Origin of the sequence: Streptomyces pacificus, assembly GCF_011766325.1 — a bacterium.
Classification (GTDB): domain Bacteria; phylum Actinomycetota; class Actinomycetes; order Streptomycetales; family Streptomycetaceae; genus Streptomyces; species Streptomyces pacificus.
Map to the genome: position 1 here is coordinate 496600 of NZ_BLLG01000003.1, position 16625 is coordinate 513224.

Here is a 16625-nt window from a genome sequence, read left to right on the forward strand (position 1 = left end):
AGGGGGCAGCGGCGCACGGCGACGCCAAGGGGCGCTCGCCGCCCCTCGCTCGTTCTCCGGTCCCCGTGCTCGGTCTGGTGCTCGGGCCGCCCCTGCTGCGCCCGCCTCTGGCATGAGACTCACCTCGGCGGCCGGGCGGCGCTCAGTCGCCGAGACCGACCTCCGTGACGAGCACCGCCACGGGAAGCGGCGTCGGCAGCACCGTGATGACCGCGGCGCGGACCGCGCGGGCCACCTCCAGGGGGCGGTGGCCCGGCTCCGTCGCGCATTCGACCCGTACGGACGAGTCGTCGGCCCGTACGGCCGCACCGAGCAGTCCGGTGAGCCGGGCGACGCCCGGAACGGCGGCCGCGGCGGCGGTGGCGGCCGCGACGGCGCCCGGCCGCCCCGCGGAACCCGCTCCCGGACAGGCCCCGGCAGCCGTATCCCCGCGGCCCCGCCCGCCCTTCGGCTCTGCGCCGGCCGGGCGCCCCGGCTCCCCCGCGCGATCCGCGGCCCGCGCCCCGGCCGCCTCCGTCCGGTCCGTGCCGGTCCCGGCCGCCTCCGCGCCGGCTTTCTGCGCCCCGGCCTGCTGTGCTCCATCAGACACGGTCCGCTCCGCTTCCGCCCCGGCCGCCTCCGTCTCCTGAGGTCCAGCCGGTGCCGGAGGCACCTCCAGCAGGGCCGTGATCCGGAGATCCACGGCCGAGATCCGCAGACCGAGGCGCTCCTCGGCGGCAGTGAACAGCGCCTCGCGCAGCAGCCCGGCCGGCTCGGCCAGGGGTACCGCGCCGATCGCCGCGAACTCCGCCTCGATCCGCAGAAGCCCCGGCGGCAGCGCGGCAGGCGGCGCCGGTACGGTCGGCGTCCCGGCCGACCCGGGGTCCGCGAGCCCCACCCGGAGGAGGCCCGGCAGCACGCCCGGCACCCTCTTGGCGGCCCGCCGCAGCACCTTCTCGGCGGCCTGCTCCGTCAGCCATGCGCCGTCCTCCGGAGCGCCGAGCGGGAGCAGTCTGCCCGGTCGCAGCCGGGCCCGTACCGCATCGGCCCAACCCTCGGCCGCCGTCATCCGCGTCGCCTTGTCATTGCTCAAGCCTGCCGCATTCTCCGGCGCGGGAGTGGGCAAGGGGACTTAGTGTGGTCAGCGTAGTCGGAATTCCCCACCGCTCGGAAAGGTACGCATGGCGATGACCGACACCGATGTCAGTGTGACCAAGGAATCAGCCGCAGCGGTACGGCGGGGCGGCGGCGACCCGGGCACCCGGGGCCGTACCACCATCGCGGACGGCGTCGTCGAGAAGATCGCCGCACTCGCGGCCCGCGACGTGGTGGGTGTCCATGCGATGGGCAGCGGCCTCTCCCGTACCTTCGGCGCGGTACGCGACCGGGTGCCCGGGGGCAAACCGCCCGTCACCCGGGGGGTGAAGGCCGAGGTGGGTGAGAAGCAGACCGCGCTCGACCTGGAGATCGTCGTCGACTACGGCGTCGCGATCGCGGACGTGGCCCGCGCCGTTCGGGAGAACGTCGTCGCCGCGGTGGAGCGGATGGCCGGTCTCCAGGTCGTCGAGGTCAACATCGCCGTCGGCGATGTGAAGCTGCCGGACGAGGAAGACGAAGAGACCGAACCGCGGATCCAGTAGCGGAGTTCAGGAGAGGAGCCCGGGATGAGCATGGCGGTTGCCGGTCTGCTGGCCGGAATGGTTCTCGGATTCGCCGGGTACTTCGGCGGGTTCGCGGCGTTCCTGCTGGTGGCGGCGTTGGGGGCGGTCGGGTTCATCGTCGGGCGCATCCTTGACGGCGACCTCGAACCGGGCGACTTCCTCCGGCGCCGCGACCGCGGCGACCGGCGGGGCTGACCCGGCGTGGCCGCCCAGACGCCCCCGCCCGCGCCCCCGCCGGCGGTACCGCCCGGGGCGGCGCCCCCCGCTCCCGGAGCGGTCGCCCGCCCGGCAGCGGCGGGCACTCCTCCCTCGGAGCGCGGAGCGACCACCATCGCCGACCGCGTGGTCGCGAAGATCGCCGCCCAGGCGGCCCGTGAGGCACTGGTCCGGGTGCCGGAGGGCGGTTCCGCCCCGCATGCGGCGGTCGATGTGCACCACGGCCGCGCCCGGGTGAGGGTCGGCCTGGAGCTCGACTACCCGTGCGACATCGGCGGCCAGTGCCGGGCCGTGCGCCGCCGGGTCGCCGAGCGGGTGGAGGCGCTGGCGGGCATGACGGTGCCGGAGGTGGCCGTACACGTCGAGCGGCTGCACTCCGTCCACACCCGCCGGGCTGCCCAGGGGAGACTCCGATGAGCGAACCGGTGAAGGAATCCGCACCGGGGGGCGAGCCGGCCGGCCCGCCCGGGGCGGAACCGGACGGGTCGGCCTCCGACGCCGCGGACCGGCCGCCGCCCGGGACCGCCGAGGAGGAGGGCGCCGCCGGACGCTTCTGGTCACGGCGGCGGGTCCCCGCCGGGCTGCTGGCCCTGGTGGTGGCGGCCGGTGCGGGCCTGCTGCTGTTCGACATCGCCTCGGTACGCGCCGGCCGGCCCGCGATGCGCTGGCGGCGGTCGCTCGCCGACGAGTTGGCGAGCAGGCCGTTGGACGACGTGTGGGTGTCGGCAGGCGCCGCCGCCGCCGTCCTGGTCGGAGCGTGGCTGGTGGTGCTCGCGGTGACACCGGGGCTCCGGAATCTGCTGCCCATGCGACGCCGGGCGGACGCCACCGGCGTACGGGCCGGGCTCGACCGCGACGCGGCGGAACTGGTGCTGCGCGACCGGGCGGTGGCGGTCTCCGGGGTCCAGTCCGTTCGGGTGCGGGTGAGGCGGTCCCGGGTCGCGGTGCGGGCGGAGTCCCACTTCCGCGAGCTCGAAGAGGTCCGGTCCGATCTGCACACCGCGCTGGGTGACGGCATCCGCGAGCTCGGGCTGGCGCGGAGGCCGGCCCTGTCCGTTCGGGTGCGGCGCCCGGCGAGGAAGGGGTGAGGTCAATGCTCCGGGTCGTCAACCGGGTACTGCTCGGGCTGGCCGGGCTGCTCCTGCTGCTGCTGGGGGGAGCGGTGCCGGCGGCAGGGCTCGGGCTGCCGGTGCCGTCCTGGTGGCCCTGGCGGGGACCCGAAGCCGTGCTGCTCGGCGAGGCGCGCCGGCAGCGGTGGGAGGGCCAGGGCTGGTGGTGGCCCCTGGTGATCGCCTCGCTCGCGGCCGTCGCCCTCCTCGCCCTCTGGTGGCTGCTGGCGCAGTTCCGCCGCCCGCGGCTCGGCGAGGTGCTGGTGGACAGCGGCGACGGGGAGGGGGCGCTGCTGCGGGGCCGGGCCGTGGAGGCCGTCCTCGTGGGGGAAACCGAGGACCTGGACGGGGTAGCCCGGGCCCAGGTGGTGCTGTACGGCCGCCGCTCCGCCCCTGCGGCCCGTGTGCGTCTCCTGCTCGAGCCCTTCGCTTCACCCGGCCGGACGCTGCACCGCTTCTCGGCCGAACCCCTGGCTCATGCACGCGACTCGGCGGGGCTGGTGTCGCTTCCGGCGGAGGTACGGCTGCGGGCCCGGAAGCACCGGGCGAGGCGGGTGACCTGAGCCGGGGCCCGCGGCCGCTGGGCGGGCAGCCCCGGGCAGGCCCCTCCCGGAGCATGCGCCCGCGCACCCCGCCGCCGTTGCGGCTCCGGCTCCCCCGCTTCGGCTTCGGCCCCCGCTCCGGTTCTGGTTCCGGCTCCGGCTCCGGCTCCGGTTCTGGTTCTGGTTCTGGTTCTGGTTCCGCGAGTGTCGCTTCCGGTTCTGGTTCCGGCTCTGGTTCTGGTTCTGGTTCTGGTTCTGGTTCTGGTTCCGCGAGTGTCGCGGGGGCGGGTCAGCGCGCTCCGCGCGTTCCGTGCGGTGGTCACGTCCCCCTGCGCCACCGGGCGCACACGGGGGACGGGTCACCTTCCGCGTGCGCCCGGGCCGCCCTGCGCACCGCGGGGGAGCGGCGTTCGGGATGCGCGTTTCCCGGGGCACTGGTTCGCTGAGAGTGGTCCGCTGAAAGCGATGTCGAGGAGGTCATGGGCATGTCAGACGAGGTCGGCGGCCGGGTCCGGCAGATGCGGCAGAAGGCCGAGGAGCTGAAGCAGGCCGCAGAACGTGTGAACGATCCCGAGGAGAGCCGGCGGCTCAAGGAGAAGGCGCGCAGGCTCCAGGAGCAGAGCGAGCAGGAGAGCGCGATGGGGTCCGGGGACGTGTACCCCATGGAGTGACCCTCCGTGCCGGTGTGTGCGCCGGCCGGTGACGGCGGACGTCACCGGCCGGCGCGTGCACGGACCCGCGCGGTTCGTGCCCGGCACCCCGGACCCTGCGCGGTGGCCTCGGGGATGTGTCTCAGCGCATCACCCGGTGGCCTCCGCGGCGGACTCACCTCGGCGCTCGCCGATCACGAGGACGGGAACGGTGTGCTGACGCACCAGCTCCCGGGCGACATTGCCGAGCAGGCGCCGGGACAGGCCCCTTCCGTGCGGGCCCACCACGATCAGGTCGAAGTCCTGTTGTGCCGCATAGTCCACCAGGGCCTGCGCCGGGGGGCCCGAGATGATGTCGCATTCGGTCACCCGCCCTCCGCTCCGCTCGGCGGCGGTCCTCAGACGGCTCCTGGCCGCGGCGATGCTCGGATCCCCCGCGTCGTCGGCCGCGTCGTACCCCACCACCTCGACCACGGCGAGCGCTTTCGCGTACGGCCCCAGCAGTTCGACGGCCCGGTCCAGCGCGGCCCCTGAGGCTCCGGAGCCGTCCACGCCCACCAGCACCCGCAGGCCGCCCGGCCCGGGCGCGCCGACTTCCATCCGCGCGAGCGGACCCACCCGGCGCGGTTGGATGCGCTCACTGGCGACGAGGGTCAGGATCGGCCCGAAAACGGCCCCCATGAGCAGCCACCCCCAGTGGTGGTAGCCGCGCCGGGCCATCCACCAGGCGGTCACGAGGCCGATGGCGATCCAGGCTCCCACGACGACGAGGACGAAAACGAGATCACTCATGGCATTCCAGACGGTGACGGGGCGGCATGCCGGGACTGGCGCGACGACTGCCGCCGCGGTGCGGGGCGGGTGGTCCGGTACCACCCGGTGCCGGGGGGCGGGGCGGTGATGGGCGGGCGGTCCGCGCCCCCCCGCCGTCCGCGGGGCCGCCGGCTCGCCGGGGGCCGCGCACCGGGAGCCTCACGGCCGGACATCGGCTGCCCGGACGACGACGACCGGGCAGTGCGCGTGCTGGAGGAGGGCTTGGCTGACCGATCCGAGGAGCAGACCGGCGAACCCCCCGCGGCCCCGGGCGCCGACAACGGTCAGTCCGGCGTCCCGGCTCGCCTCGATCAGCGCCTCGCGCGCACCACCCCGGGTGACGGAGTACTCGACGGCGACCCCCGGGTACCGCTCCCGCCGGCCGGCGAGGGACTCGGCCAGTACACGCTCCTCACCGGCCGCGAGGGCGTCCGGCTCCAGCGCATGGGTCATCGACGGATCCCCCGGCGGGGTGACGGCCACGCTCCACGGCGTCCACGCGTGCAGGGCGACCACGCCGGTGCCGCGAAGGGAGGCTTCCTCGAAGGCGAACTCGACCGCCCCCTGACCGGAGGGTGAGCCGTCCGCTCCCAGCAGGAGCGGGCGGGTGTCGTCGACCCGCCCCCTCACCACCATGACCGGGCAGCGGCCGTGCGCGGCCAGATGCACCGCCGTCGAGCCCAGCAGCAGTGCGCCGAACCCGCCCAGCCCCCGGCTGCCGACCACCACCAGCGACGCCGTGCGCGACTCGGCCTCCAGCGCCGACAGCGCCTCACCCGTCACCACCGCATTGGCGACCTCCACCTCGGGCGCCACGGAATGGGCGCGCTCCACGGCCTGCGCCACCAGCCGTCCGACCATGTTCCGCACTCCGCCATCGGCGGGCCCGAGCGGCGACGGCCCGAGCGGCACATGCTTCGCAGGCCAGACGAACGCGTGTACCACCCTCAGCCCGCAGCCGCGCAGCCGTGCTTCCCGGGCCGCTGCCGAGACCGCGTCCAGACTCGAAGGCGAGCCGTCCACGCCGACCACGATCGGAAGGCGCACGGCAGATCCGCTCACAGCAGGCCCCCCGTCCGCCGGCACGGCTCCCGCCGCGGCGATGGCCACCACGGCTCGCGTCTGCCGCGGGAGGTGCTGCCGGGCCCTGTCCGGCCCGTCATGCCGGCTCGCCGGGCGGCCGGCCGTACGGCACCACCAGTGATCACCATGCGCACCTCCTCCTGCTGCTTCTTCCTCCTTCTTCTTCACACTTGTCCATATGTGTGCGAAGCGCCAATGAGGAGGGGTGCGCGCACCCCGGGTGGCCGGACGGCAGCGCGGCCCGAGCGGGAGGGGATGGAGGTGGGGGAGCGCTCGGGTCAGAAGCCTGACCTGGCCCCGCCGTCCACCGGCAGCATCACCCCCGTGAGGTACGACGCCGCGGGCGAGAGCAGGAACGCCGCCGCGCGCCCGAACTCCTCCGGGGTGCCGTAGCGCCGCAGCGGAATCCGGGACTCGTTGGCGGCCCGGGCGGCGTCCGCGTCCCCCGACAGCGCGTCGAGTTCGCGCACCCGGTCGGTATCGATACGCGCGGGCAGCAGCCCCACCACGCGGATCCCGCGCGGGCCCAGCTCGTCGGAGAGCGACTTGGCGAAACCGGCCAGGCCGGGGCGCAGACCGTTCGAGATGGTCAGGCCGGGAATCGGCTCGTGGACCGAGCCGGACAGCACGAAACCGACGACCCCTCCCTCACCCAGCGCCGCCGCAGCGCCCCGGGCCAGCCTGACCGCGCCCAGGAACACCGAATCGAACGCCGTCTGCCACTGCTCGTCCGTGTTGTCGGCGACGAACCCCGGAGGAGGGCCGCCGACGCTGACCAGCACGCCGTCGAAGCGGCCGAAGTGAGCCCTGGCCGCCCCGATCAGCCGCTCGGCGGTCTCGGGGGCGGCGTTGTCGGCCGCGACACCGACGGCGTCCGGGCCGATCTCCGCCGCGGCGTCGGCCACCGCCTTCGCGTCCCGCCCGGTGATGATCAGCTTCGCGCCCTCGGCGGCGAGCGCCCGGGCGGCGGCGTTGCCCAGCCCGCGGGTCGCGCCGGTCACGACGTAGACATGGTCCTTCAGTCCGAGATCCATGGGGCTATCCTGCCGCTCCGCGTGCGGCCAGGGCCAGGGCGGAGCCCACCAGCCCCACATGGCTGAACGCCTGGGGGAAGTTGCCGAGCTGCCGCCGTGCCACCGGGTCGTACTCCTCAGCCAGCAGCCCCACGTCGCTGCGCAGCTCCAGCAGCCGCTCGAACAGCTCCTTGGCCTCCTCCACCCGGCCGGTCGCGCGGAGGGCGTCGACCATCCAGAACGAGCAGACGAGGAACGTTCCTTCACGGCCGGGCAGTCCGTCCACGGACGGCCCCTTGGTGCTGTAGCGGTTGACCAGCCCGTCGCGGCTCAGCTCCGCCCGCACCGCGTCGACCGTGCCCACGACCCGGGGGTCGCCGGGCGGGAGGAAGCCCACCCGGGGAATGAGCAGCGCCGCGGCGTCCAGCTCGTCCGAACCGTAGTACTGGGTGAAGGTGTTGCGCTCCGCGTCGAAGCCCTTCTCGCACACCTCCCGGTGCACGGCGTCCCGCATCGCCCGCCACCGGGTCACGTCGCCCGGCAGGGACGGGTCGTCCTCCAGGGTCTGTACGGCCCGGTCGGCCGCGACCCAGGCCATCACCTTGGAGTGCACGAAGTGGCGCCGCGGCCCCCGCACTTCCCACAGGCCCTCGTCGGGCTCCCGCCAGGTGGACTCCAGGAAGCCCAGCAGACTCAGCTGGAGGTTCCAGGCGTGCGGTGCGGACTCCAGACCGGCCTCCCGGCCCAGCCGCAGCGAGTCCATCACCCCGCCGTAGACATCGAGCTGGAGCTGGTCGACGGCGCCGTTCCCGATCCGCACCGGGGCGGAGTTCTCGTAGCCGCGCAGCCACGGCAGTTCCGCCTCGGGCAGCCTGCGCTCCCCGGCAACCCCGTACATGATCTGCAGGTCGGAGGGGTCGCCGGCCACCGCGCGCACCAGCCAGTCACGCCAGGCGGCCGCCTCCTCGAGATAGCCGGTGGACAGGAGCGCGCCGAGGGCCAGTGTGGAGTCGCGCAGCCAGCAGTAGCGGTAGTCCCAGTTCCGTACGCCGCCCGGGTCCTCGGGGAGGGAGGTGGTGGGAGCGGCGACGATGCCGCCCGTCGGGGCGTACGTCAGTGCCTTCAGGGTGATCAGGGAGCGGACCACGTCGTCCCGGTACGGGCCCTCGTAGGTGCATCGCCCCGACCACTCCCGCCAGCCGTCCACGCTCGCCGCCAGCGCCTCGAAGGGGTCGACGAGCCGGGGGGCCGGCTCATGGGAGGGGTGCCAGGTGAGGACGAACGCGACGGTCTGGCCCGCGTTGACGGTGAACGACGAGAGCGTGCTGAACTGCTGCCCCCAGGTCTTCACCGGCACGGAGTCCGGGTTCTCCAGCCGCAGCCACACCGAGTCGGGGCCGGCGACCGCGACCCGGTGGCCGTTCGTCCGCCGCATCCACGGGACGACCGAGCCGTAGTCGAAGCGCAGCCGGAGGGAGGCCGCCATCTCGACGCTGCCGCTGAGGCCCTCCACGATCCTCACGACGTCGGGGGCCCGGTCGCGCTGCGGCATGAAGTCGGTCACCTTGACGGTGCCCGTGCGGGTCTCCCAGAACGACTCGAGGACGAGCGTGCCCGGGAGGTAGCGGCGGCGGGTGCAGTTACCCGCCCCCCTGGGCGCGAGCCGCCAGTGTCCGTTGTCCTCGTCGCCGAGCAGTGCCGCGAAGCAGGCGCCGGAGTCGAAGCGCGGCAGGCACAGCCAGTCGACCGAGCCGTCCCTGCCCACCAGACCCGCGGTCTGCAGATCTCCGATCAGCGCGTAGTCCTCGATGCGTTGGGTCACGACATGCCGTTTTCCCTCCCGGCAGGCACCCTATGCGGTCGGTTGGCAGACGCAGGCGACGTGCGTCGGGCGGTGGCGGCGCTCCGGGCGCGCCGTGAGAGCCGCGGCGGCCCCTTCGCCCTTGTCGCTTGCGCCCTGCCGGTGGTGCCCGCTCCTGCCGGGGGCTTGCGGTCCCTGCGGCGCCGTGGGCGCTTCCCGGCCTTCCGCCGCTCCTCGCCGCGGAGCCGCCGCTCCGTGGGCAGCCGCTGCCGTCGCGGAGTACCCGCTCCTGCCGGAACGTCCCCTTCCACCGAGGAGCAACCGCCCGTCCCCCGGGCGGTCGGCGGCTCAGCCGGCCGGCGCACCGGCCGCGGCGGGTGTCCCGTCGGCGGCGGGAGTGGCGGGCGTGGCCGCCCGCTCGGCCCGGTCGCGCTTCTCGCGGCGCACCAGGACGACCCAGCCCACCGGAACACCGGCCGCGAACAGCCACCACTGCACCGCGTACGCCATATGCGCGCCGATGGTCTCATGGTCGGGTTCCGCGATCAGCTCGGGTGCGCCGCCGGCCGGCTCGGGGGCGCTCTGCTGGAGGTAGCCGCCCAGCACGGGCCGGCCCAGCCGGGCGGCCTGCTGCTCGCTGTCGATCAGCATGATCTGACGCGGCGGCAGCCCGCTGAGGTCCTTGATCCCGCTCGCTCTGGTCGTCTCGTCGGCCATGAGCCGGCCGGTGACGGTGACCTCGCCCCCGGGCGGCGGCGGTACGGCGGGGTAAGCGGACTGGTCGGCCGCTGCGGGCACCCAGCCGCGGTTGACCAGGACGGCGCGGCCGTCGGCGAGGACCAGCGGGGTGAGGACATGCACGCCCACCCGCTCGTCGTTGTCGGTACGGCGGCGCACGACGACCTCGTGGGCGGGGTCGTAGGTGCCCGTGGCCGTGACGTGCCGCCAGTAGTCGGCGCGGGGAACCGTGTGCCCCGGGGAGGTCAGCTCGGTGACGGGCACGGGCGGTGCGGCGAGGTTGTCCTCTATCAGTTCGTTCTGCGCGACGCGGCGCTCGTGCCGGTGCAGCTGCCAGAAGCCCAGCTCGGCCATCACGGGGATGAGGACGAGGCTGACGAGGGTGAGGATCACCCACTGCCGGGACAACAGGAAGCGGTACACCCCACGACGGTACAACTCGGTCGGGGGCCGCCCGGCGGCAGGGTCCCGGCCGGGAGGCCGGAAGCGTGTCCGGGCGGGCCCCGGCCGGCGCGCGAACGGGCGACCCGGCGCCGGTCCCGGCGGAGCCGCCCGGCAGCCCCGCCGCTCCCCGCTCCCCAGTCCCCGGTCCCCGCTCCCCGCTCCCCGGTCCTCAGTCCCCGGCGGGTGCCACGTCCCTGAGCAACTGGGTGAACGCGGCCTCGTCGATGATCGGCGTCCCGTACGACCTGGCCCTGACCGTCTTCGAGGTGGGCGCGTCCGGATCGTTGGTGACAAGGAGGCTGGTCAGCCGGGAGACGCTGGTCGCGACATGGAGACCGGCCTCGACGGCGCGGTCTTCCAGCAGTTCCCGCTCGATCGAGGTGTCGCCCGAAATGGCTACCCGCATTCCCTGTTTGAGTGGTTTATCCGATTCATAGCGTCCCGGGTTCGGGTGCGGGCACGGGGGCCGCTTGCGCGACGGGCGCCAGCCGTGCGACCGGTACGGCGAAGCCGGTGCCTGCCGGCCGATCCGGGGGGCCGAGGGCGCCGACCACTCGGTGAGCGGGCGGCACTCCAGCAGTGGCAGCCGCACTCCCCGTTCGGCCGCGGTGTGCAGGCTGGGCCGGAACACCTCGGCCAGCACCCTGGCGTCGTCCAGCGCGTTGTGCGCATGGCGCTGCACCACGCCGAAGTGCGCCGCGAGCGACTCCAGCTTGTGGTTGGGCAGGGGCAGTGACAACTCCTTGGACAGCGCGATGGTGCACAGCCGCTGGCGCACGGGCGCCGGGTGCTCGGCCCGTGCGTACTCCCTGGCGATCATGGACCAGTCGAAGACGGCGTTGTGCGCGACGAGCACCCGGCCGTCCAGCCGGTGCGCGAACTCACGGGCGATGTCGCCGAACAGCGGCGCGCCCTCCAGCGTGTCGCTGGTCAGTCCGTGGATCCACACCGGGCCGGGGTCCCGCTCGGGGTTGACCAGGGAGTACCAGTGGTCCTCGACGTTCCCCTGCGCGTCCAGGCGGTAGACGGCAGCCGAGACTATCCGGTCGTCACGGGCGAGGCCGGTGGTCTCCACGTCGACGACCGCGTAACCCTGCGGGTACGCGGCCGGCCACACGGGCGTTGTCGTACGGTCGTCGAGCATGGTCACAGAGCTTACGGGCCGCCGCCGACACGGCTGCCGGGGACCCGGGCGCCACCGGGGGCGGGGCCTGGCGGCGGAGTGCGTGGCTGGGGCCTCGTCAGCCCGGAACGAAGACACCGGGATTCACCCCGGCCGACCGGGCGCATCCTGCCTGAGGTGTCCGGGGTGCGTCCGGAACGCGTCCGGAGTCCCCTGGTGAGAGGGGAGCGGCCGCTCGCCCCGCGTCAGGCGTTCCCCTGCGCCAGCAGGGACTTCACCAGCGCCCGCATGGAGGCGGTGAACAACCGCTCGGGGTCGGCGGGGCGCGCCAGCGCACGGGCCAGGGCCGGGTCCTTCCGCGCGCTCGCGGTCTTCCTCGGCCGCTCCCGCGGCTCCGCCGGGGCGAGCTCGCGTGCGCACTCGACCAGGACGAAGCCCACCACCTGGAACTGCACCGCGCGCACCGCCTCGGCAGCACGCGCTCCCCGCAGCCCGGCGGTGTGGGCCTCCCGGACCAGCGCGCGCTGCGCGGGCAGGAACACCCGCTCGGTGAGTCCGCGTTCATGGACCATGGCGATCAGGTGCGGCCGTGCGCGCAGCTCGCCGCGGAGCCGGCGCGCGACCGAGACGATCCGGGTGGCCGGGGTGCGCCCGGCCGGCTGTATCGCCCCTATCTCCTCCACGGCCCGTTCCACGAGTGCGTCGAGCAGTGACTCGCGGTTGCCGACATGCCAGTAGATGGAGGTCACGGCCGTACCGAGCCGGGCGGCGAGTCCCCGCATGGTGAGCGCGTCGGGGCCGTGCTGCCGCACGAGGTCGTCCGCGGCCTGAAGCACCTGCTCGCGGGTCAGCACAGTCCGGGACATGAAACCCCCATCTCCGATCAACTCCCCTGCTGAGAGCTGGTCTTGGACTTCCCTCGGTCAGCAGTGTAACTGCGTTACAGGAGATGCCGGACCGCCCACCCGGGCCGGCCTCCGCCCGGTGCCCGTGTGGCGGCTGTGCCGGAGGCTCCGCCAGTGGCACGCTCCCCGTGTGACGCAACCGACGCCCCACCACGAGCCGCACGGCGCATCCATGGGCAGCCGGCTCAACTGGCTCCGTGCCGCGGTCCTCGGGGCCAACGACGGCATCGTGTCGACCGCGGGCATCGTCGTGGGTGTGGCGGGTGCGACCAGCGACAGCGGAACGCTGCTCACGGCCGGCCTCGCCGGACTGCTGGCCGGATCGATGTCGATGGCCGCGGGCGAGTACGTCTCGGTCTCGACCCAGCGCGACTCGGAGAAGGCGGCGCTGGCGGTGGAGAAACGGGAGCTCAGGGACGAACCGGCGGCCGAACTCGAGGAACTGACCTCCCTGCTGGCCGCCGGCGGACTCTCCCGCGAGGTCGCCCGAGCGGCGGCGGAGCAGTTCACCGCACGCGACGCGCTCCGCGCCCACGCCCGGGTCGAACTCGGTATCGATCCCGATGAACTCGCCAACCCCTGGCACGCGGCCGGTGCCAGCTTCCTGGCCTTTACCGTGGGCGCGCTGCTGCCGCTGCTGGCCATCGTCCTGCCGCCGCCCACGGCCCGGCTGCCGGTGACCGTCGCGTCCGTGCTGGTCGCCCTCGCCTTCACCGGCTGGTGGAGCGCCCGCCTCGGCACGGCACCGGTCGGTCGGGCGATGGTGCGCAATGTGTGCGGGGGTGCGCTGGCGATGGGGGTGACGTACGGGGCCGGCTCGCTGCTGGGAGCAGCGGGTGTCTGACGCCCTGTCCGCACCGGAGGGGCGGCCCGGTGCGCCGACCGGCGCCGCCGGCCGCCGGCGGGTGACCGGCCGGCGCCCCGGGTGCTTGCGGGCGATCGCTGCGCCCCGCCCGCCGGGTCCTCGGCTGAGCGTCCTCAGCGCCCCGCCCGCCGGGTCCTCGGCTGAGCGTCCTCAGTGCCCCGCCCGCCGGGTCCTCGGCTGAGCGTCCTCAGTGCCCCGCCCGCCGGGTCCTCGGCTGAGCGTCCTCAGTGCCCCGCCCGCCGGGTCCTCGGCTGAGCGTCCTCAGTGCCCCGCCCGCCGGGCCCTCAGCTGAGCGTCCTCAGCGCCGCCGCGTCCCACGGCTTCAGCTCGCCGGTGCGGCCCCCCAGGACCTTGGCGGCCCAGTCCGGGTCCTGGAGCAGGGCACGGCCGACGGCGACCAGGTCGAACTCGTCGCGTTCCAGGCGGTCGAGGAGGTTGTCGAGGCTGCCGAGTTCGGCGCCCTCGCCCATGAACGCGTGGATGAAGTCGCCGTCGAGGCCGACCGAACCGACGGTGATGGCGGGCCTGCCGGTGAGCTTCCTGGTCCAGCCGGCCAGGTTCAGGTCCGAGCCCGCGAACTCCGGGAGCCAGTAGCGGCGGGTGGAGGCGTGGAAGGCGTCGACGCCGGCCGCTGCGAGCGGGGCGAGGATCGCCTCCAGCTCCTGCGGGGTCTCGGCGAGTCGCGCGTCGTAGGCCTCCTGCTTCCACTGCGAGTAGCGGAAGATCACCGGGAAGTCCGGCGAGACGGCGGCACGGACCGCTGCGACGACCTCGGCGGCGAACCTCGCACGGGCCACGGGGTCGCCGCCGTATGCGTCGGTACGGCGGTTCGTCCGCGCCCACAGGAACTGGTCCAGCAGGTAGCCGTGGGCCCCGTGGAGTTCGACCCCGTCGAAGCCGATGCGCTCGGCCGCGGCGGCGGCCTCGGCGAAGGCGCCGATCACGTCGTCCAGGTCGCCGCCGGTCATCGCTTTGCCGGTGCCCTCGGTGCCGTCGACGCGGATCCCGGAGGGGCCGATGGCGGGGGCGTCGGCATAGGGCGCGTCACCCTGCTTGCGTACCATGCCGATGTGCCACAGCTGCGGCACGATCGTGCCGCCCGCCTCGTGCACGGCCTCGGCGACCTTCGCCCATCCCGCGAGCTGCTCCTCGCCGTGGAAGCGCGGCACCCGATCGCTCTGCCCGGCCGACTCGTGGCCGACGTAGGTCCCCTCGGTGACGATCAGGCCCACGCCGGCCGCGGCGCGGCGGGCGTAGTACGACCTCACGTCCTCGCCGGGAACGCCGCCGGGGGAGAACTGGCGCGTCATCGGCGCCATCACGATGCGGTTGGGGACGGTCAGGCCGTTCAGCGCGACGGGGCGGGACAGGATGCCGGCCGCACGGGATGCGGAGGGCGCGGAGGGCGCTGAAGACGCTGAAGACGCTGAAGACGCTGAGAGCGCTGTGGTCACGGGAACACTCCTCGTAGTTGCTTGACAACCTTGATGCTTGAGTACTTCAGGTAATGGGAGACGGTAGGGGTGAATATTTGAAATAGTCAAGCTTCTCCGGGTAGGCTCTCCGCATGGCAGAAGCCCCCCGCGTCGACACGGCCCAGCTGATGGAGCTGCTTTCGGTGTCACTCGGCGTCTTCTACGGCGACTTCACCGCCGCGGTGGCGAGTGAGAACCTCACGGCGAGCCAGGGCAAGGCGCTGACCGTGCTGCGCCAGGGGCCCGCCGCGATGCGCGCCCTGGCCGAGACCATGGCCTGCGACGCCTCCAATGTGACCGGGATCGTCGACCGGCTGGAGAAGCGCGGCCTGGTGCGCCGCGAGGCCGGCACGGCCGACCGGCGCGTCAAGAACGTCGTCCTCACGGCCGAGGGGGAGCGCGTGACCGACGCGATCCGCGCGAAGATGCGCACCACGCGGGACGGCCTGGACAGGCTCGGCGACGAGGACCGGGACCGTCTCCGCACCCTGCTGGAACGGGTCTTCGTCTCCCGGCCCGGCGCCTGACGGGGGAGGGGCGGCCGTCATGGCCGCCGGGGCACCGCGGCAGGAGACCGGGCATCCGAGGAGGCCGTCGGCGGTCCGGCCGGCGGTCCGGCCGCGTATACGCCCTCGCGCGCCGGTACGCGCACCCCGGCGGGGCATACCCGGCCGGGGGCAGCGCGTAGCGGAGCCGGCCGAGTGCCCCGTCCCGCTCCGCCAGCCACCGGCCCGGCTCGTACCGCGCCGGTACGCGCCCCGGCGCCTCTGGCTTCCCCGGCGCCTCTGGCATCCCCGGTATCCCCGGTGTCGTCAGTCCGCCCGCCAGACGGGGGCGTCCGTGCCCCACACCCCCGGTGTCCGCACCCAGTCCACCGGGCTCCCGGCATACCCGGCCGGGGGCAGCGCGTAGCGGAGCCGGCCGAGTGCCCCGTCCCGCTCCGCCAGCCACCGGCCCGGCTCGTACCCGCCCTCGTCCCCCTCGGGTGCGCGCGACAGCCGGTGCATCAGGAAGTGCGCGGTACGGGCCAGCGCCAGCCGGACGAGACGGGTGCCGCCCCCGTCGTCCTGGTCGGTGACCGCGCGGAGCACCGCGGCCGCGAGCAGATAGCCCGTGGCGTGGTCCAGCGCCTGTGCGGGCAGGGCACCCGGACGCTCCGGGGCGCCCTCCAGCACGGCGATCCCGCTCGCCGCCTGGACGAGGCTGTCGAACCCGCGCCGGGCGCCCCAGGGCCCCTCGTCCCCCCACGCGGAGAGGCGGGCGACCACCAGTCCGGGCCGGACCAGCCCGAAGCGCTCCAGCGCGCCGGGCCGGTAGCCGGTGACCAGGACGTCGGCGCGGTCGAGGAGTTCGCCGAACACCCGCCGGTCCCCGGCGCGGTCCAGGTCCAGCGCGGCCGACCGCTTGCCGAAGCCGGTGTCGGCGTGCTGGTCCGGCAGTTCGGGCAGGTGCGGCGGATCGACGCGCAGCACGTCGGCGCCGAACAGGGCCAGGATCCGGGTGGCGACCGGCCCGGCGATGACCCGCGTCAGGTCCAGGACGCGCAGCGGGCGGCCCGAGCGGTCCGGGGGAGGGGCGTCGTCGAGCCGCTCCCGTACCACCGGCGGGAGTGCCCCTTGGGCGGCCCCCTGCGGATGCGCCGCCCATTCCCCGGGGGTCCGCACCGCGACGGCCAGGCCCCCGGCCGCGTGCACCTCCTCCTCCACGGCCCTCGCGGGCCGCTCGGCGAGCGCGGCCGCCATCCGGTCGCCGTCCGTGCCCAGCGCGGCCAGCAGGGCGGCGCGGTGGTGCGGGTAGTTGGCGTGGGTACGCACCCAGCCGTCGGCCGCGCGCCAGAACCCCGACAGCGGGGCGAACCCCACGGGCGCCCGGCCGTCCACCCGCAGATGCCGTTCGCTGGCGAACGCGGTGGCCACGGCGCCGTCGTCGACCCGGACCCCCGGCATCGGGCCGCCGGTCCCGCGCGCGGCCCGCTCCGCCGCCGCGAGCGAGCACACCGCGACCGCGGCGCGGGCGAGTTCCCTGACCGGCAGCCGCGCCGGGAGCACGCCCGGCGGGCCGCCGTGGGCGACGCCCGCCGTGAGCGCGGGGTCCCCGCCGAGGGCCGTCCACAGTGCTTCCGTGCCGCCGGGGCGCCCGGTCCCGCAGGCCGGGCCCGGTACCGCTGCTGAGGGGTCGTCGGTCATGGCCGGAGTCTGCCCCGCGCTG

General features: G+C 74.8%; 18 protein-coding genes. 8 read left to right on the plus strand and 10 right to left on the minus strand.

All coding sequences use genetic code 11. The annotated features are described in order from the left end of the window. Nucleotides 1-142: 142 nt before the first annotated feature. Entirely contained in the window at nucleotides 143-1072 is a 930-nt protein-coding gene (locus SCWH03_RS07265) for a hypothetical protein (RefSeq protein ID WP_254076609.1), read from the minus strand. 88 nt (nucleotides 1073-1160) lie between these two features. Between SCWH03_RS07265 and SCWH03_RS07270 the strand changes: the two genes are divergently transcribed. The 6 genes from SCWH03_RS07270 to SCWH03_RS07295 all read left to right on the plus strand — a co-directional run bounded on the left by SCWH03_RS07270 (nucleotide 1161) and on the right by SCWH03_RS07295 (nucleotide 4178). After that, nucleotides 1161-1619 carry an Asp23/Gls24 family envelope stress response protein gene (locus SCWH03_RS07270; RefSeq protein WP_173263298.1) on the plus strand — a complete coding sequence of 153 codons (459 nt, stop codon included), beginning with the start codon at nucleotides 1161-1163 and terminating at the stop codon, nucleotides 1617-1619. A 24-nt stretch (nucleotides 1620-1643) separates the two neighbouring features. Continuing rightward, nucleotides 1644-1835, plus strand: coding sequence for a hypothetical protein (locus SCWH03_RS07275; protein WP_173263299.1), 192 nt, complete (start codon nucleotides 1644-1646; stop codon nucleotides 1833-1835). A 6-nt stretch (nucleotides 1836-1841) separates the two neighbouring features. Beyond that, the gene (locus tag SCWH03_RS07280; RefSeq protein ID WP_173263300.1) at nucleotides 1842-2273 is read left to right on the plus strand and encodes a hypothetical protein; all 432 of its coding nucleotides are present in this window, start codon (nucleotides 1842-1844) and stop codon (nucleotides 2271-2273) included. Beyond that, a complete protein-coding gene (locus tag SCWH03_RS07285; RefSeq protein ID WP_173263301.1) occupies nucleotides 2270-2944 on the plus strand; it encodes a DUF6286 domain-containing protein in 675 nt (224 codons plus the stop codon). The genes SCWH03_RS07280 and SCWH03_RS07285 overlap by 4 nt, the downstream gene beginning before the upstream one ends. Before the next feature lie 5 nt (nucleotides 2945-2949). Next, entirely contained in the window at nucleotides 2950-3528 is a 579-nt protein-coding gene (gene amaP / locus SCWH03_RS07290) for an alkaline shock response membrane anchor protein AmaP (RefSeq protein WP_173263383.1), read from the plus strand. Between the two features lie 458 nt (nucleotides 3529-3986). Then, nucleotides 3987-4178 (plus strand): DUF6381 family protein, encoded by a 192-nt coding sequence (locus SCWH03_RS07295; protein ID WP_173263302.1) that lies wholly within the window; start codon nucleotides 3987-3989, stop codon nucleotides 4176-4178. A gap of 129 nt (nucleotides 4179-4307) precedes the next feature. Here SCWH03_RS07295 and SCWH03_RS07300 read toward each other — a convergent pair whose 3' ends face one another. From SCWH03_RS07300 to SCWH03_RS07330, 7 genes are all read right to left on the minus strand, one after another. Then, nucleotides 4308-4949 carry a universal stress protein gene (locus SCWH03_RS07300; RefSeq protein ID WP_173263303.1) on the minus strand — a complete coding sequence of 214 codons (642 nt, stop codon included), beginning with the start codon at nucleotides 4947-4949 and terminating at the stop codon, nucleotides 4308-4310. 180 nt (nucleotides 4950-5129) lie between these two features. After that, the gene (locus SCWH03_RS07305; RefSeq protein ID WP_173263304.1) at nucleotides 5130-6017 is read right to left on the minus strand and encodes a universal stress protein; all 888 of its coding nucleotides are present in this window, start codon (nucleotides 6015-6017) and stop codon (nucleotides 5130-5132) included. A gap of 314 nt (nucleotides 6018-6331) precedes the next feature. After that, nucleotides 6332-7087 (minus strand): SDR family oxidoreductase, encoded by a 756-nt coding sequence (locus SCWH03_RS07310; RefSeq protein WP_173263305.1) that lies wholly within the window; start codon nucleotides 7085-7087, stop codon nucleotides 6332-6334. Between the two features lie 4 nt (nucleotides 7088-7091). Further along, the gene (locus SCWH03_RS07315) at nucleotides 7092-8888 is read right to left on the minus strand and encodes a glycoside hydrolase family 15 protein (protein WP_173263306.1); all 1797 of its coding nucleotides are present in this window, start codon (nucleotides 8886-8888) and stop codon (nucleotides 7092-7094) included. 327 nt (nucleotides 8889-9215) lie between these two features. Beyond that, nucleotides 9216-10028, minus strand: coding sequence for an SURF1 family cytochrome oxidase biogenesis protein (locus tag SCWH03_RS07320; RefSeq protein WP_173263307.1), 813 nt, complete (start codon nucleotides 10026-10028; stop codon nucleotides 9216-9218). A 190-nt stretch (nucleotides 10029-10218) separates the two neighbouring features. Then, complete coding sequence (locus SCWH03_RS07325) at nucleotides 10219-11193, minus strand: DEDDh family exonuclease (RefSeq protein WP_173263308.1); 975 nt, start codon at nucleotides 11191-11193, stop codon at nucleotides 10219-10221. A gap of 224 nt (nucleotides 11194-11417) precedes the next feature. Beyond that, on the minus strand, nucleotides 11418-12038 hold the full coding sequence (locus SCWH03_RS07330; protein ID WP_173263309.1) for a TetR/AcrR family transcriptional regulator: 621 nt from the start codon (nucleotides 12036-12038) through the stop codon (nucleotides 11418-11420). A gap of 211 nt (nucleotides 12039-12249) precedes the next feature. On the opposite strand from SCWH03_RS07330, the gene SCWH03_RS07335 reads away from it, so the two are divergent. After that, nucleotides 12250-12921 carry a VIT1/CCC1 transporter family protein gene (locus SCWH03_RS07335; protein ID WP_173263384.1) on the plus strand — a complete coding sequence of 224 codons (672 nt, stop codon included), beginning with the start codon at nucleotides 12250-12252 and terminating at the stop codon, nucleotides 12919-12921. Nucleotides 12922-13226: 305 nt separating this feature from the next. Here the strand turns inward: SCWH03_RS07335 and SCWH03_RS07340 are convergent, their stop codons facing one another. Then, nucleotides 13227-14396: an NADH:flavin oxidoreductase gene (locus SCWH03_RS07340; protein WP_371872623.1), complete on the minus strand. Its 1170-nt coding sequence runs from the start codon at nucleotides 14394-14396 to the stop codon at nucleotides 13227-13229. Nucleotides 14397-14509: 113 nt separating this feature from the next. Here SCWH03_RS07340 and SCWH03_RS07345 point away from each other — a divergent pair, with 113 nt between their 5' ends. Further along, nucleotides 14510-14944 (plus strand): MarR family winged helix-turn-helix transcriptional regulator, encoded by a 435-nt coding sequence (locus SCWH03_RS07345; RefSeq protein WP_443098657.1) that lies wholly within the window; start codon nucleotides 14510-14512, stop codon nucleotides 14942-14944. Between the two features lie 285 nt (nucleotides 14945-15229). Here SCWH03_RS07345 and SCWH03_RS07350 read toward each other — a convergent pair whose 3' ends face one another. Then, complete coding sequence (locus SCWH03_RS07350) at nucleotides 15230-16603, minus strand: CoA transferase (protein WP_173263310.1); 1374 nt, start codon at nucleotides 16601-16603, stop codon at nucleotides 15230-15232. Nucleotides 16604-16625 lie beyond the last annotated feature (22 nt).